The organism is Aquiflexum sp. TKW24L, assembly GCF_023502205.1.
Taxonomy (GTDB): Bacteria; Bacteroidota; Bacteroidia; order Cytophagales; family Cyclobacteriaceae; genus Cognataquiflexum.
This window is the reverse complement of record NZ_JAMFLG010000013.1, coordinates 102021-117286: the sequence shown is the minus strand read 5'-3', so window position 1 is coordinate 117286 and position 15266 is coordinate 102021. Positions and strand designations below refer to the sequence as shown.

Here is a 15266-nt window from a genome sequence, read left to right as displayed (position 1 = left end):
AAAAAACTTTTATCATTCAAAAAAAACCACCAATGCCCGAGAGGACCATTTAGGGCAATATGTATAAAGGAAATCACTTATGATGAACCCAATCAAAAACAGCGGCAAAAGATTGCTAAAAATCACCTTGATTTTGTTAGTATCTACAATTTTTTACCAATGCAAAAAATCCGAATCACTTGATTTTAACAAGGGTTCCCACATTATCCTAATCGGTAACAACCTTGCCTCCAGGATGATGGATTATGGGCAATTTGAGACAGAAATGCATGTGCGGTATCCAGACAGTTTACTCTACATCAGGAATATGGCTGATGGAGGAAATACCCCGGGATTCAGACCGCATTCGGGCAGGGAATCACCTTGGGCGTTTCCCGGAGCGGAGGAATTCCAGACTGAATATGCCAACAAATCAGGTTCTGAGGGGCATTTTGAATCTCCGGATGAATGGCTTACTAGGCATCAGGCTGATGTGATTCTGGCGTTTTTTGGTTACAATGAATCCTTTCAGGGTCCGGATGGATTGGACAATTATGAAGGAGAACTCGATGCTTTTATCAAGCATACTCTCAAGCAGCAGTACAATGGGAAGGCCGCTCCCAAACTAGCCATCATTTCACCCATCGCTTTTGAGGACCTTTCAGATATCAGGGATTTGCCGAATGGCGAAAAGGAGAATGAAAATCTAGCGCTGTACACCCAAGCGATGAAGGAAATTACCGAAAGGAACAATGTTATGTTTGTGGATGCCTTTGGTCCTTCGCAGGATTGGTATGATTCGAGTGCGGAACCTTTGACCATTGACGGTTCTCAACTGAATGAAGAAGGATATAAAATGTTTGCAGCTTTACTTGCTGATGAGATTTTTGGAGATGGAAAATCCACGGCGGAAGAACACCGCACTTTGATCCATGAGATGGTGATGGAGAAAAACTGGATGTGGCACAATGACTACAAAATCCCAAATGGAGTCCACGTTTTTGGACGTCGGTACGCTCCATTTGGGCCTGATAATTATCCTGCCGAATTGGAAAAAATCCGTCAGATGACCGCCATCCGTGATGAGGCAATCTGGAAAGCTGCAAAAGGGGAGAAAATGGACCTTGCCGCTGCAGACAAAAATACCAGAATATTGCCTCCTGTGGAGACCAATTACAATCCCGAACAAAACGGAAGTACGGAATACCTCTACGGTCAGGATGCTTTGGACAAGCTAACTGTTCCCGAAGGCTACAAAATCGAGCTTTTTGCTTCTGAAGTGGAGTTTCCTGATATGGCCAATCCTGTGCAGATGAGTTTTGACAACAAAGGCAGACTTTGGGTAGCTACTATCCCAACTTATCCCCATTACAAACCTGGAGATTCAAAGCCAAATGACAAAATCATCATCTTAGAGGATACCAATAACGATGGCAAAGCAGACAAGCAAATCATTTTTGCAGACGGATTGCACCTGCCGATGGGTTTTGAGATTGCTCCTGAAGGAGTTTATATTTCGCAGGGCACCAACCTAAAAATTCTGATTGACACAGATGGGGATGACAAAGCCGATAAGATTGAAACACTCCTAAGCGGCTTTGATGACCACGATACGCACCACGTGATTTCGGCTTTCTCAGCAGATCCCTCAGGTGCTATTTATATGGCTGAGGGAGTCTTTTTGCATACCAATGTCGAAACTTCCTATGGTCCTGTCCGGGCTACAAATGGAGGTTTTTATAGATTCAATCCTGCTAGAAGCCATCTTGAGCGCACTGCACAGTTGTCGATACCCAATCCTTGGGGAATCGCTTTTGACGATTGGGGGCAAAATTTCTTCGCTGAAACTTCCGGTCCCGATGTAAGGTGGATGATGCCGGGATCGGTCTTGCCTAGATATGGTGAAGCTACCCACAAATCTGAAAACCTGATCGAAGAAGCGCATCGTGTCCGTCCGACTTCAGGATTGGAATTCGTCTCCAGCCGACACTTCCCGGATGAAGTTCAGGGAGACATGCTGATCGCCAATACCATTGGGTTTTTGGGAATGAAGCAGCACCAGGTTTTGGAAGAAGGGACTGGTTTTATCACCAAATTCAGACAGGATATTGTCAAAGGATCTGACCGTAATTTCCGTCCCGTGGACATGGAGTTCGCACCTGATGGGTCCCTCTATTTTATCGATTGGCACAATGTCCTGATCGGACACATGCAGCACAATGCCCGTGACCCACTCCGTGACCACGTGCATGGCAGGGTTTATAGGGTTACGTATCCATCGCGTCCTTTGGTCACTCCGGCGAAAGTCTATGGGGCTTCCATTCCGGAGTTGCTTGATAATCTGAAATTACCAGAGTTCAGGTCTCGATACCGCACCCGCCGTGAACTTAGAGGAAGGGACCCAAAAGAGGTGCTTCCTGCAGTGGAATATTGGGTTTCTAAACTCGACAAGAAAGATCCGAATTATGAACACTACCTTTTGGAAGGGCTTTGGGTTACTTGGGGACTGAATAAGGTTGATCAAAATTTACTTAAGAAATTGCTTCAGGCTAAAGATTTCCGGGCAAGGGCAGCTGCTGTTAGGGTACTTCGCTACTCCGGACATCAGGTAAATGAGCAGGCTAATTTGCTCATGCAGGCTGTAAAAGATGAAAATGGAAGGGTTCGTCTTGAGGCGATCGTGGCAGCATCTTGGTTGGCACGGGAAAAGGGTTTACCGATTTTGGCTGAAGCTGAAAAAATGCCTTTGGACAAATGGTCAGTTCATGCCCATGAAGCTGCCGTTGCCCATATTAATGATCTTTCGGTCCGGGAGAAAAAAGAAGAAACCATCAAGTCCAAGTTGACCGGAAGTGACCTTGAACTTTATAACATGGGCAAAGAAATCTATGCGAGAGATGGGTTTTGCAGTACCTGTCACCAAAATGATGGACGTGGACTTTCCGCTTCTTTGTTTCCGCCAATCGTAGGCACGCCTTGGGTTTTGGGAAGTGAGGAGCGCTTGATCAAGCTTGTGTTGAAAGGATTGATGGGTCCGATCACTGTATTGGGAAGAGAATATCCCGGACAGGTTCCGATGACTCCTTATGAAGGCATGCTCAATGACAATGAAATCGCCGCAGTATTGACCTATGTTAGAAACTCATTTGGCAATGAAGCTTCGCCGATTCGTCCGGAACAAGTGAAAGAAGTCAGGGCCAAGGTTGCTGACAAAAAGGGATTCTATTCTCCTGCCGAATTGCTTAAAGAGCATCCAATGGAGAAATGATGGATGTTAGGTGAGAAGTGAAAGGTAAGAGGAAAAGGAACCAAGTACGATGTACCAAGTACCAAGTTTCTTAGTGTGGAATTAGAGTAAAAGGCAAGAAGTCAGAAGCAAACTACTACGATTTAGAGGAACTATCCAAATTCAAAAAATGGTATGCTCCGGAATTCAGTTAACCAAATAACCAGTTAAGCCTTAAACCAAAGAATAGGGGATTTACTCGCAAAAAGGTTGGCTCTAAAATCAATTAACCAAATAACCCATTAACCCAAAAACCATTTAATAATCCAACTTCAATACTTTTCCATTTGGTTTTGATATAGAATATTATCAGCGGCACAAAATGAATAGACCCAAAATTTTCCTTCAATTCTTGATCCTTTCTCTATGCGTTGTTGGTTGCAAACAGGGAAAAGAGGATCAAAATACTGAATCTAATGTGAATCAGGGATTTGTTCTTTTGGAATCCGATCTTCCCGACTTTGAAAAGGACATTGACCATAAGGGGCTCCTAACCGCATTGGGTGACAGGCATGACGAATCCATAAGAACCGGGGAGCATATTTACAATAATACCTGTTTCAATTGCCATGGAAATCCGGAACAGGTAGGATCGATTCCTACGGCATTCAAATTTTGGGAAGATACCTTCAAAGTGGGGAAAGATCCCTATTCGATATATCAGACCCTTACCCGAGGATATGGGTCCATGCCTCCCCAAGTCAATTTGACTCCGGTAGAAAAGTATGATATCATCAATTACCTGAGAGAAACTTTTTTGCAAAAAGAAAACCCCGATCAATTCTTCGAAATCGATTCAGCATTTTTAGCCAGTTTGCCAACCGGGACCAACACAGGTCCTGCGCCTAAAGAATTCAAGCCTTGGGCAGAAATGGACTATGGGAATTTTTTGATCAATACCTATGAATTGGTCGGACGGAATGCCCCGGAAAGAGAACGGTCCTCAGGTCCATCACCTCTTCCGGATGAAAACCTTGTCAAAGCCAATTTTGCCTATAAAGGAATTGCCATAAGATTGGATCAGGGAAAAGGTGGAGTGGCAGCCGGCAATGCCTGGATGATGTTTGACCATGACCTGATGCGGGTTGCCGGGGCTTGGACTGGAGAAGGTTTCATAGATTGGCAGGCGATTCTACTTAATGGAAGTCACAATATCTCACCGCGAACGGTAGGCGACCTGCATTTTGAAAACCCCGTTTCTCCCGGTTGGGCTAATCCAAATACAGGAACTTTTGACGACCCAAGATTTACAGCGAGAGACAAAAGGAAGTTTGGACCATTGCCACGGGAGTGGACGCATTACAAAGGGCTTTATCAGTATCAAGATCGGGTGATTGTCTCTTACACCGTTGGCGAAGCAAAAGTTTTGGAAACATTTGGATTGGAAACATTGGAGGACCAACCTGTTTTCACCCGGACTTTAAATATTTCCCCATCTGAAAAACCTTTGAAAATGAGAATTGCCCCTAGCGGGACATCTGTTGCACTTGTGGGTGAAGGTGCTGTTTTGAAGAGTCAAGGGGGCTTTACTGTCATGGAACTAGCTCCTTCACAATCCGTGAAGGTTAAAATCCTGATCGGCAAATCCGGGATGAAAGGACTTCAGCAGTATTCAAAAACTTCGGCCCCACCGGAGGACTTAAATCCACTGATCAAAGGAGGTTCTGCCCGTTATCCCCAAAAATTGACCACAGAAATCCTCCAAGGAGAGCAGGAAGGTCCCTTTCAAGTGGACATTATGAATCCGCCTTTTGACAGTCTATGGAAGAATCAATTCAGGTTGAGCGGACTGGACTTTTTCAAAGACTCTAACAAAGGGGTGATTTGTTCTACCGACGGAGATGTTTGGCTAGTAGAGGGTTTTACCAAAAATTCCGGAAAACTTACCTGGCAGCGGATCGCTTCAGGCATGTTTCAGCCTTTGGGGATAAAAGTAATCAACGAGGAAATTTTCATTACCTGCAGGGATCAGATTGTCCGTCTGCATGATTTCAACGGAGACAGGGAAACCGACTTTTATGAAAGTTTCAACAATGACCATATGGTCACGGACCATTTCCATGAATTTGCCATGGGACTTCAGGCGGATAAAGTAGGGAACCTTTATTATGCAAAAAGTGCCCGGCATGCCAGGGAAGCCTTGGTGCCTCAGCACGGAACTTTGATCAAAGTAAGTGCAGACGGACTCCGGACCGAGATCATTGCTACCGGTTTTAGGGCGGCAAACGGAGTTTGTCTCAATCCTGACGGCAGCTTCATAGTGACTGACCAGGAAGGCCATTGGAATCCCATGAACCGGATCAATTGGGTGAAAAAAGGTGGGTTTTATGGAAATATGTTTGGCTTTAATCCACCTGCTGACAGCACTGAAAACGGAATGGAATTGCCATTGGTCTGGGTAGACAGAGAAAGGGACCAATCACCGTCCGAGCTTTTGTGGGTAAATAGCAAAAAGTGGGGAGCACTGAACGGGAAGCTGCTCAACTTCTCCTATGGCTATGGAAAAGTCTTTGTCGTCCCCTATGAAACATTGGGAGAGCAAGTTCAGGGAGGTATCTATGAACTGCCGATACCGAGGTTTTCTACGGGAGTAATGCGTGGGCGATTCAATCCGGGCGATGAGCAACTGTACCTCTGTGGCTTGTCGGCATGGGGTTCCACCCAACCGCAGTTGGGAGGGCTTTACCGCATCAGAAAAGTAGATCAGCCATTGGTAATTCCTGTTGGAATCAAAGCTACTACCAAAGGGATTGAGCTAAGCTTTACAGATGAATTGGATATCCGAAGTGTCGCCGATACCGCCCACTACACGGTGAAAACCTGGGATCTGTTGCGGTCCAGAAAATATGGATCAAAACACTACAATGAACAAACATTGTCAGTCACAAAAGCAGAATTGGGAAAAGATAAAAAATCCATCAAGCTTATCATACCCAAGATCAAGCCCACTTGGGGAATGGAGATTCAATATCGGATCAAGGATGACGATGGTAAAGACTTGGAAGGATTGATTCAGAATACAATCCACCAGTTGGGGGGAAATTAACATCAATTATAAAAATGCGTCAGTCTATCCTTGTTTTTTCAAAACTATTTCTTGATTGGAATTACCTGTTTTTTATTAACTGAAGCTCTAATTCCATTTTTTAATCAACGTATTGAGGCTTGAGCGCAAAAAAACTTTCTATAAAAATAGTAAGTCAATTGTAATTCATTTAAATTACCTTAAAAATAAGGAATCAGATATTGTTATTAACATATAGATTATGATCAAAGTAACTTTCATTTTTTCTCTCATCTTCATGTTATCCTTAAATCTTCAGGCTCAAGATAATGGCAGGGAGTTTTTGATAAAAGAATACTTAAAACAAAGTGAAAAGCAAAAAAAGACCGGAATTACATTTTTGCTAGTTGGATCAGGTATGATGGCGGTGGGGATTATTGCAACAGGTATTAGTATCAATTCTTCTGATTCAGGTGACGGAATTGGACCCTATCTAATATTTGTTGGGATTCCAATTACTCTTATTGGAGTTCCAATTATTATAAGCTCCGCCTCAAAAGCGAGAAAAGCTGCCCAATTGAGTTTGGGTTCCCAAACTGTCCGTGGTCTCACCCTTCCGCAAACACAAAAAGTATATCCTGCACTTACCTTTACTATTAACCTTAATTCTTCGAACTGATGAAAAGATATTTTCTGGCAGTAATTTTATTGGGAATATCTTTTTATTCTCCTGCCCAATCTAATTCCGTGCTGACAACACCCCAAGAACTATTGGAATTAAGCAATCAGCAATATAAGGCAGGTTTGATTTTAGTAGGAGGTGGTACAACTTTCGTAGTTACTTCTTTAATAATTCCAAGAAAATTTGACGATTCTGATGGATCAAGCAATGAGAGACTGAAATCATTCTTTTTGGTTACAGGATTATTATCAATAATGACAAGCGTACCATTATTTCTAAGTTCAGGCTCAAATGCCAGGATGGCAGCACAACTATCTCTACAAAATCAGACAGTTTATCAACCGATTTTCCTTCCTGGACAACCAAGAGAGATTCCGGCATTGACACTGAGAATACCATTATAAATATTCGATTGGAAAATCAGTTGGAGATTTACTTCCATTCTAAAGAAAAGATGATCAGCGATATCCTGATATACCAAAACCCGGACGGCAATATCAAAATAAATGGTCGCTTGGAGGAAGAAACCGTTTGGCTTAAATAAGCACTAACAGCATTGTTGTTTGGGAAAGCCTTAACTGCTATACAGAGCATTTTCAATATGTTTATAAAGAAGGTGATATGGATGAAAATTCAGGATGTCGGAATTAGAATGAAAGAACCATCGAGTTTTTCAAAATCGTACAAAAAGATATCTTAAGAAACTTTGATCACAAAAACCGGTATTAACTGATGGATAAAGAATATAAAGCATTTCTTTCCTTGGTAAAAGAGCAAATCAGTACTGCTCAAGTCCGCACGGCCATTGCTGCTAATAAGGAGATGCTCTTTCTTTATTGGAAGCTCGGACAGTTAATATTAGTACATCAATCCAATAAAGGTTGGGGAGCAAAAGTGATCGATCTGCTGAGTAGTGATTTGAAAAAAGAACTTCCACTGCAAAAAGGTTTTTCTGTCAGAAACCTTAAATATATGCGAAAATTTGCACTGGAATATTCAATTCCGGTGATTGAAAAGCTGAATGAGGCATCTGATAAATTAAGATCTCTTGAACATGCTCAGTCAAAGGTTCAAAGCATCATTTCTGATTTTGTGCAACAAGCGGTTGCACAAATAGAAAGTAATTATCCACGATTATTCTGATAACAAAAAAGGATTTATAATATGGAAATCTGTCTTAGAGGAGATAGCCTCTTAATATATCTTTCACCTCAACAATTCTTATAAAAATACTTCTGCGTCAATCTCGCCTCGATTTCCTTGGCTGTCTTGGTAATGGACAATCCTCCGAGATTGGTACATCTCAGGGTGTTTGGGATACTTTTTCCCACTTCATACATGGTCTCAATGACTTCATCCAAAGGGATTAAATGGTCATAATCTGCCAAGGCCATATTTGCACATGAAAGCGCATTGGAGGCCGCCATCACATTTCTGTTGAGGCAGGGAGCTTCTACCCTGTTCCCAATCGGGTCACAAATCATACCCAAAGAACTCTGTAAAGCCATCGAAGCAGCAGAAATGCTTTGATTGATATTGCCTCCGGCCAAATGGACAATCGCAGCAGCTGCCATCGTCGCACCGGAACCACATTCGGCCTGACAGCCTCCCACTTCCGCCGCAAAGGTGGAATGTGCCGCTATAAAAACCCCGATCAGACCTGCGATCATCAAGGCTTTGACTGTCTCCTCATCAGAAAGTCCCAATGAATCTGACACGCCCAATACCGCTCCTGGCATAGCCCCACATGATCCTGCGGTAGGGGCGGCCACGATTACTCCCATGGAGCTCTTGACCTCCATGATAGCGGACACATACATGATAATCCGGTTCAAAACATCCCCGCTGATCAGTTTTCTGTCTTCCATCATGGATTTGAATTTTACCGATTGGGGACCCAAGATTCTATCCTCAAAGGAAGTTCCTTTGAGTCCGGTTTCTACTGCATTTTTGAGAATGATCCGGATTTGCTCCATTTTGGCAAGCACTTCCACGGAGGTGATATTGCCTCGGATACTTTCATACCGCACAGCCAATTCCCATAAACTCAAATTCTTGTCCTGATTGTAGGCCAACATTTCATCACAGGTAATGAAAGGGACTGTTTGGTTGTTCCGGGTTAGGACAGGCAAAACAGGCTTTATCTGTTTGACTTGAGAAACTTCTTCAATGGTGTTTATTTCTTCAATCAGCGTTTCATCCAAAAATCTTTGGGATTTTAAGGCTAAAAAATCCCCTTCTTCCGTGTGAATTTCTACTTCTCCGAGGATGTCGGATTGCTGGAGGTAGCTTTTCAGCTTTTGTTTGTCTTTGGAATAGAACATGGTAACGAAGCAATCACCTGCCAAGGAAACTTTCACACCATCAATTTCGATGACTTCAATCATCCCTCCGCCAGTAGAAATGGCAATGACCTGATGGGTCTCCCAAGGATTGCTCAAGGTGATTTTATAGGTATTTGGATGCTCCGCTTGTATGTCTTTGATGTCTATTTTTACTTTGATCCCTGCAGCACCGATGTGTATTTCGGAATTGACCAACCGCTCGTCATAGGCTTCCCAACCCAAAAATCCTCCGAATAAGCCCATATCCGAACCTTGTTCTTTATGCGTGGTAGCCAAAGAACCGTTAGGGTCAAAATCAATCTGGATTTCTGAAATCCTGCCATCCATCAGGTCATGGCAAATCCTCCCGATTCTGAGGGAAGCAGCACAATGGGAACTAGATGGACCTCTCATCACCGGGCCGATGACATCATTAAATATGCTGGGATAGTTCATGTTACTTTCTGTTTTCTACTTAAATATAAAACTTAAACCTTTGAAAATTGTCTTTCCCCAAATTCTTTAACCAATTTATTGTATTTGGTAAAATTAAATTCCTTGAAATGAAAAACCTTTGGGTTTTAATCCGGTCGGGTGGCGGTTTTTTGACATTGCAGGTTTGTGGATCAAACCAAGGCGTTGATCTGAAGAAAAGATTGTCTGTTGACCATTCATGGAGTAGGTGGAGGGATTTTATCATTGGTTTTTGAATTGCTAAAATGTAATTTCTATCTTGGATGGGAACTGATTTTGGGTCAAAGAAATAAGTATGCAAACCACCTTTTCGAAAGAAACATATAAAGAAAGAAGAAACCTGTTAAAGAAAAAAATAGGCTCCGGAGTCCTCCTTTTTTTGGGAAATGAAGAAAGCAGTATCAACTTCAAAGACAACTGGTATCCTTTCAGACAGGACAGTACTTTCTTTTATTTTTTTGGATTGGAAATGCCGGGTCTCACTGCTGTCATTGATATCAATCAGGATATTGAAATCCTCTTTGGTGATAATTTGACTGTTGAAGAAACGGTTTGGCAAGGTTCCCATCCACCTTTGTCAGAGTTGGCAAGCGAAGTTGGAATGAGTTACACCAAATCAAAAAGTGAGATAGGTAGTTTTTTGACATCTGTCAGAAATCAGCGAATTCATTTCCTACCTCCTTATCGCCCCGAAAATTTTCAAAAACTTGCCGGATGGCTTGGTAAATCCCTTAAAGAGATTCATTCCCTTGTCTCAGTGGAGTTTATCAAATCGGTGGTCTCCCTGAGATCAATAAAGTCTGATGAGGAAATCCGGGAGTTGACCAAAGCGGTGAACATCAGCGTAAAAATGCACCAAAAATTAATGTCAGCTGCCAAACCCGGAATGAAGGAATATGAACTCCTGGGCTTGGTGACCGGTGAAGCGATTTACTCAGGGGGAAGTTTGTCTTTTCCTCCCATCATTACCATTGACGGACAGATTCTTCACAACCACAATTATTCCAATACCTTGACCAAGGGAAAAATGCTCTTGGGGGATTTCGGTGCAGAATCAGCTTCACATTATGCAGGCGACATTACGCGGACCATTCCTGTGGGATCAAGATTTTCTGATGGCCAAAGAGAAATCTATCAGATTGTTCTGAATGCCTATCATGCCGCTGTCGCTGCCTTAAAACCGGGCGTAAAGTTCAAGGAAATTCACCTTTTGGCCTGTAAAAAACTCGCGGAAGGGCTGAAAGAACTTGGGATCATGAAGGGAGATTTGGACGAAGCAGTGAGTATGGGAGCCCATGCCTTGTTTTTCCAATGTGGTTTGGGACATATGTTGGGTATGGATGTGCACGATATGGAGGACTTGGGTGAGGAATATGTGGGATATACAGATGAACTGAAAAAGAGCAGTCAATTTGGCCTGAGGTCTCTCCGCTTGGGCAAGGAACTGGAAAAGGGTTATTGTGTCACGATCGAACCCGGAATCTATTTTATCCCAAAACTGATCGATCAATGGCATGCAGAAAATCTGCACAGCAGTTTTATTGATTATGGAAAACTTGCACAATACAGGGATTTTGGCGGAATCAGAGTCGAAGATGGATTTGTGATTACAGATACCGGCGCAATGCTATTGGGCGAACCTTTACCACTAGAAATCATGGATGTTGAAAATATCAGAGGAAAAGCAATCCAATAACCCTCCCGAGCTATCGGGACCAATAACCAAATAGCCAATTTCCAAACCATGAAAAGAACTATCCTAACCTCCTTTGTCTTTTGCCTCTTAATATTATCATCAGTTGCCCAAACCCAAGATCATCAAAAACTTATCGACCTAGACCTTGGATGGGAAAAAGCCCTTTTGGAATCTGATGTTGATTTTTTGTCCAACCTGCTAGCAGTTGATTTTGTGTGGGTTCACAACCATGCGAGTCTGATTGATGGAAAAGAAGCGGTCGTGGCCAAGGCAAAGCGGATTCAAGCCGGTCAGCCGAACGATACAAGAGGAAGGGTTTCACGTGACCAAAAGGTGGTGATTTTGGGAAATACCGCTGTGGTGAGTGGCTACACAGTGGTGGATAGGGGAAAAAGTCCGGTTACCTACCACTTTATGCGGACCTATGTCAAAGAAAAGGGAAAGTATAAGCTTTTGGCCAACCATACCATGGCAATTCCTGATGAGGAATTGAAGGGAAAGTGATGATTTAAGGTTTATAATTAGATTAAAAGATTGCCTATGACTTTGGTGACGCTTACATATAAATTAGTATAGTTTTAACGGTTAGGTCAAAAAGATTATGATTGTCTGCCAGTTAAAAAAAATGAAAAATTCGATTTGGGGAAAATTTAAAGCAATCTTATAATGAATTTCAATTATTTAGTTACCACCATTGAGCAAACCCATTCCCACTTTCAGCAGCAAGCTACCAAAGCAGTTAATGTGTCGTTAACTTTTAGAAATTGGCTGATTGGATATTATATTGTAGAGTTCGAGCAAAAGGGAGAAGAAAGAGCTAAATACGGTAAAAAATTATTGGCTAATCTTGCGAAAAGTTGTTCTTCGATAAAAGGATTAGACGAACGTACTTTTAGGAACTTTAGGTTATTTTATCTCTACTATCCCCAAATAGAACCTCTAGTTGCAAGTCAAATACAAAACTCTCCCATTCGGATGTCACTGACCTCCGAATTGGAGAAAAATGAAAATCTTGATTCACAATTGAGAATTTTGGGGTCACTGACCTCCGAATTTCAATTAACTGAATTTCAATTAAAAGGGTCAATCATTGTACAGTCATTATCCTATACACATATTGAACAACTGATTACTATAGAAAATAACATCAAACGTTCATTCTACGAACTCGAATGCATCAAAGGCACTTGGAGCGTCCGAGAACTCAAACACCAAATTAACAGCCTGTATTACGAACGAAGTGGAATGAGCATCAAGCCTGAAATGCTCAGCGAAATCACCCAACAAAAGGCAGAAATCGCCAACCCTTCTGATATCGTGAAATCTGTCTATGCATTTGAATTTTTGGGATTGAAGGCGAAAGATGCGGTAGAGGAAAATGATTTGGAATCAGCCTTGCTTGACCATTTACAGGATTTTATGATGGAAATGGGACATGGTTTTTGCCTCGAAGCCAGACAAAAGAAAATCCTGATCGGAGATGAGTATTTTTTTATTGACTTGGTATTTTACCACCGGATCCTCAAATGCCATGTTCTGGTAGAGCTAAAAGTAGAAGACTTTAACCATCACAATATTGGACAACTCAATACTTATGTAAACTATTACAAAGCCAACATGATGCAAAGTGATGATAACCCCACGATTGGGATACTATTGGTAACCCACAAAAACACAGCGTTGGTAGAATTCGCTACCACTGGAATGGACAACAAATTATTCGTTTCCAAATACCTTCTCGAATTGCCCAAAAAGGAAATACTTGAAGCATTTATTACCAATGAATTACAAAAATGGAACAGTTAGGCGCTTTATAATCATCAAAACCTCAAAAACAAAACCATGCAAAAACTACCATTCAAATTCGGTGCTGAGGTCTATACCTGGTATATGAACAACAACGGGGAAACCTACAAAGACCAGTTGGGACATATGATCGAGATCATTGCCAAAGCCGGTTTTACCGGGATCCAACCTATTTTTTCCTGGATGGGCAAATTGTCTGATCCGGTTTTGTTGGAAGAAAAACTCAAGGAACAGGGTATTGAACTGGCTGCGGTAGCTTTGGCTTTGGACTGGAACGGTAAAGAAGAAACTGAGGAAGAGCGGAAGGTCGCAGACAATGCGATCGATTTGCTGCAGCGGTTTCCAGGCTCGGTCCTTTGTACAGTTCAGATTCCTACCGGTAGGCATGACATCGTGCAGCGCAGAAAAAGCCTGACAGATATCGTGAACACTGTTTCCCGAAGGGCCAAAGAAAAAGGGGTAGAAAGCAGTTTCCACCCAAATTCCCCCCATACATCCATCACAAGGACAGAAGACGATTACAAAGTGATCTTGGAAGGACTTGACCTGTCTGCCACAGGTTGGTGTCCCGACGTCGGCCACATCATCAACGGCGGCATGGATCCCCTTGCCAAAATGAAAGAATACCAATCCATGATCAACCATGTGCATTACAAAGATTGGGATGGAAATCCGGAATTTGCCCTGATGGGAAAAGGAAAAGTCGACCTGATCGGAATCACCCAATGGCTCAAGGAAATAGGCTATGCAGGCTGGATCATCTGTGAAGACGAGGGAAAAGAAGCCTTGGAAGATCCCGATTTTGTCACTTTGCACGACGGAAAATGGATCCAGGAAACGCTTGCTCCGGGTTTGTGAGTTGAAGCGAGAAGCGAGAAACGAGAAACGAGAAGCGAGACTGGGAAAATGTCGGATGACCGATGACCGATGTTGGCGAAGACATAAGAGGGGGTTAAGGTACGTAGGAGAGCGAGAGTCAGGAGGCAAGAAACACCCACAAGAAGAGATAAGACAAAAGACATAAGATTCAGGACGGTAGGCCACATTCTGAAAATTACAGCAATCTGAAAACATCGACAAAAGCTAAAACAATTACACCTGTCTGATATTGCGGAACCATTAGAACAACTAGAACAATTACAACCATTAACAAATAACAAATAACCAATAACCCTTTTATAAAAAATGCCAACCATCACCACCAACGGAACCAACATCTACTTTGAAGAAAAAGGTGCTGGAGAACCGCTGCTCCTGATCATGGGAATCACTGCCCCGGGAAGCGTCTGGGAAAAACACGTCGCCCATTGGGCCAAATCCTTCCGCTGTATCCTCGTGGACAACAGGGGAGTCGGCAAATCCTACAAGCCTGCAGGTCCTTATACTTCCCTTCAGATGGCGCAGGACTGCATCGGCGTGTTGGATCACTTGGGTTTGGGTGCGGTCAAAGTAGCCGGCGTGTCCATGGGAAGCATCATCGCCCAACGGATGGCGATCCATTTTCCCACAAGGGTCAAAGCCATGGTGCTGATGTGTCCCTGGGCACGCTGTGACAATGCTGCCAAGGCGATTTTCCAACATATGAAGGACTGCAAAGCAAGATTGAAACCTGAGGAGTTCAGTGTTTATATCCAGTTATTGATTTTTTCCAAGCAATCCTGGGACAATGAGGAATTTCACGCGGGTCTTTTGGAAGACCGGAAAAATGCCGCTTTGGATCCCAATCCCCAACCGCTGATCGGATTGGAAGGACAGGCTGCGGCTTGTGTGACGCATGATGTGCTGGAGGATTTGGCAAAAGTGAATTGCCCGGTATTTGTATTGGGAGGCGAAGAGGATATTTTTACGCCTGTTTGGATGACCAAGGAAGTGGCGGCCGGAATTCCCGGATCAGTATTGCATATCTATAAAAAAAGTGGGCATGCTTTCCATTGGGAAAATATGGAGGATTTTAATGAAAGGGTTGGGGATTGGTTAAAGGATCAGGGTTGATTGTCTCTGATTAAAAATTTTTC

General features: G+C 42.8%; 11 protein-coding genes. 10 read left to right on the top strand and 1 reads right to left on the bottom strand.

Annotated features, from left to right (window positions below; translation table 11 throughout):
• Nucleotides 1–79: 79 nt before the first annotated feature.
• The 5 genes from M3O96_RS10800 (at nt 80) to M3O96_RS10780 (ending at nt 8094) form a co-directional block, all read left to right on the top strand.
• Nucleotides 80–3247, top strand: coding sequence for a PVC-type heme-binding CxxCH protein (locus M3O96_RS10800; RefSeq protein ID WP_249720556.1), 3168 nt, complete (start codon nt 80–82; stop codon nt 3245–3247).
• Nucleotides 3248–3587: 340 nt separating this feature from the next.
• On the top strand, nt 3588–6311 hold the full coding sequence (locus M3O96_RS10795; protein ID WP_249720554.1) for a DUF6797 domain-containing protein: 2724 nt from the start codon (nt 3588–3590) through the stop codon (nt 6309–6311).
• Nucleotides 6312–6531: 220 nt separating this feature from the next.
• Complete coding sequence (locus M3O96_RS10790) at nt 6532–6948, top strand: hypothetical protein (protein WP_249720552.1); 417 nt, start codon at nt 6532–6534, stop codon at nt 6946–6948.
• On the top strand, nt 6948–7355 hold the full coding sequence (locus tag M3O96_RS10785; protein WP_249720551.1) for a hypothetical protein: 408 nt from the start codon (nt 6948–6950) through the stop codon (nt 7353–7355). Before M3O96_RS10790 ends, M3O96_RS10785 begins: the two co-directional genes overlap by 1 nt.
• A 328-nt stretch (nt 7356–7683) precedes the next feature.
• Nucleotides 7684–8094 carry a DUF1016 N-terminal domain-containing protein gene (locus M3O96_RS10780; RefSeq protein WP_249720549.1) on the top strand — a complete coding sequence of 137 codons (411 nt, stop codon included), beginning with the start codon at nt 7684–7686 and terminating at the stop codon, nt 8092–8094.
• Between the two features lie 68 nt (nt 8095–8162).
• Here M3O96_RS10780 and M3O96_RS10775 read toward each other — a convergent pair whose 3' ends face one another.
• Nucleotides 8163–9731, bottom strand: coding sequence for an L-serine ammonia-lyase, iron-sulfur-dependent, subunit alpha (locus M3O96_RS10775; RefSeq protein WP_249720547.1), 1569 nt, complete (start codon nt 9729–9731; stop codon nt 8163–8165).
• Between the two features lie 313 nt (nt 9732–10044).
• Here M3O96_RS10775 and M3O96_RS10770 point away from each other — a divergent pair, with 313 nt between their 5' ends.
• The 5 genes from M3O96_RS10770 (at nt 10045) to M3O96_RS10750 (ending at nt 15243) form a co-directional block, all read left to right on the top strand.
• Nucleotides 10045–11445, top strand: a complete 1401-nt coding sequence (locus tag M3O96_RS10770; protein WP_249720545.1) for an aminopeptidase P family protein — start codon at nt 10045–10047, stop codon at nt 11443–11445.
• A 48-nt stretch (nt 11446–11493) separates the two neighbouring features.
• Nucleotides 11494–11949 carry a nuclear transport factor 2 family protein gene (locus M3O96_RS10765; RefSeq protein WP_249720543.1) on the top strand — a complete coding sequence of 152 codons (456 nt, stop codon included), beginning with the start codon at nt 11494–11496 and terminating at the stop codon, nt 11947–11949.
• 162 nt (nt 11950–12111) lie between these two features.
• A complete protein-coding gene (locus M3O96_RS10760) occupies nt 12112–13251 on the top strand; it encodes a PDDEXK nuclease domain-containing protein (RefSeq protein WP_249720542.1) in 1140 nt (379 codons plus the stop codon).
• Nucleotides 13252–13287: 36 nt separating this feature from the next.
• On the top strand, nt 13288–14109 hold the full coding sequence (locus M3O96_RS10755) for a sugar phosphate isomerase/epimerase family protein (protein WP_249720540.1): 822 nt from the start codon (nt 13288–13290) through the stop codon (nt 14107–14109).
• 327 nt (nt 14110–14436) lie between these two features.
• Nucleotides 14437–15243: an alpha/beta fold hydrolase gene (locus tag M3O96_RS10750; RefSeq protein WP_249720538.1), complete on the top strand. Its 807-nt coding sequence runs from the start codon at nt 14437–14439 to the stop codon at nt 15241–15243.
• Nucleotides 15244–15266 lie beyond the last annotated feature (23 nt).

What these genes read in the sequence shown, in the direction of transcription:
- M3O96_RS10775 (WP_249720547.1), bottom strand. Translation starts at nt 9,731, where the DNA reads ATGAACTATCCCAGCATATTTAATGATGTCATCGGCCCGGTGATGAGA.
- M3O96_RS10755 (WP_249720540.1), top strand. Translation starts at nt 13,288, where the DNA reads ATGCAAAAACTACCATTCAAATTCGGTGCTGAGGTCTATACCTGGTAT.
- M3O96_RS10765 (WP_249720543.1), top strand. Translation starts at nt 11,494, where the DNA reads ATGAAAAGAACTATCCTAACCTCCTTTGTCTTTTGCCTCTTAATATTA.
- M3O96_RS10790 (WP_249720552.1), top strand. Translation starts at nt 6,532, where the DNA reads ATGATCAAAGTAACTTTCATTTTTTCTCTCATCTTCATGTTATCCTTA.
- M3O96_RS10760 (WP_249720542.1), top strand. Translation starts at nt 12,112, where the DNA reads ATGAATTTCAATTATTTAGTTACCACCATTGAGCAAACCCATTCCCAC.
- M3O96_RS10785 (WP_249720551.1), top strand. Translation starts at nt 6,948, where the DNA reads ATGAAAAGATATTTTCTGGCAGTAATTTTATTGGGAATATCTTTTTAT.
- M3O96_RS10780 (WP_249720549.1), top strand. Translation starts at nt 7,684, where the DNA reads ATGGATAAAGAATATAAAGCATTTCTTTCCTTGGTAAAAGAGCAAATC.
- M3O96_RS10795 (WP_249720554.1), top strand. Translation starts at nt 3,588, where the DNA reads ATGAATAGACCCAAAATTTTCCTTCAATTCTTGATCCTTTCTCTATGC.
- M3O96_RS10800 (WP_249720556.1), top strand. Translation starts at nt 80, where the DNA reads ATGATGAACCCAATCAAAAACAGCGGCAAAAGATTGCTAAAAATCACC.
- M3O96_RS10750 (WP_249720538.1), top strand. Translation starts at nt 14,437, where the DNA reads ATGCCAACCATCACCACCAACGGAACCAACATCTACTTTGAAGAAAAA.
- M3O96_RS10770 (WP_249720545.1), top strand. Translation starts at nt 10,045, where the DNA reads ATGCAAACCACCTTTTCGAAAGAAACATATAAAGAAAGAAGAAACCTG.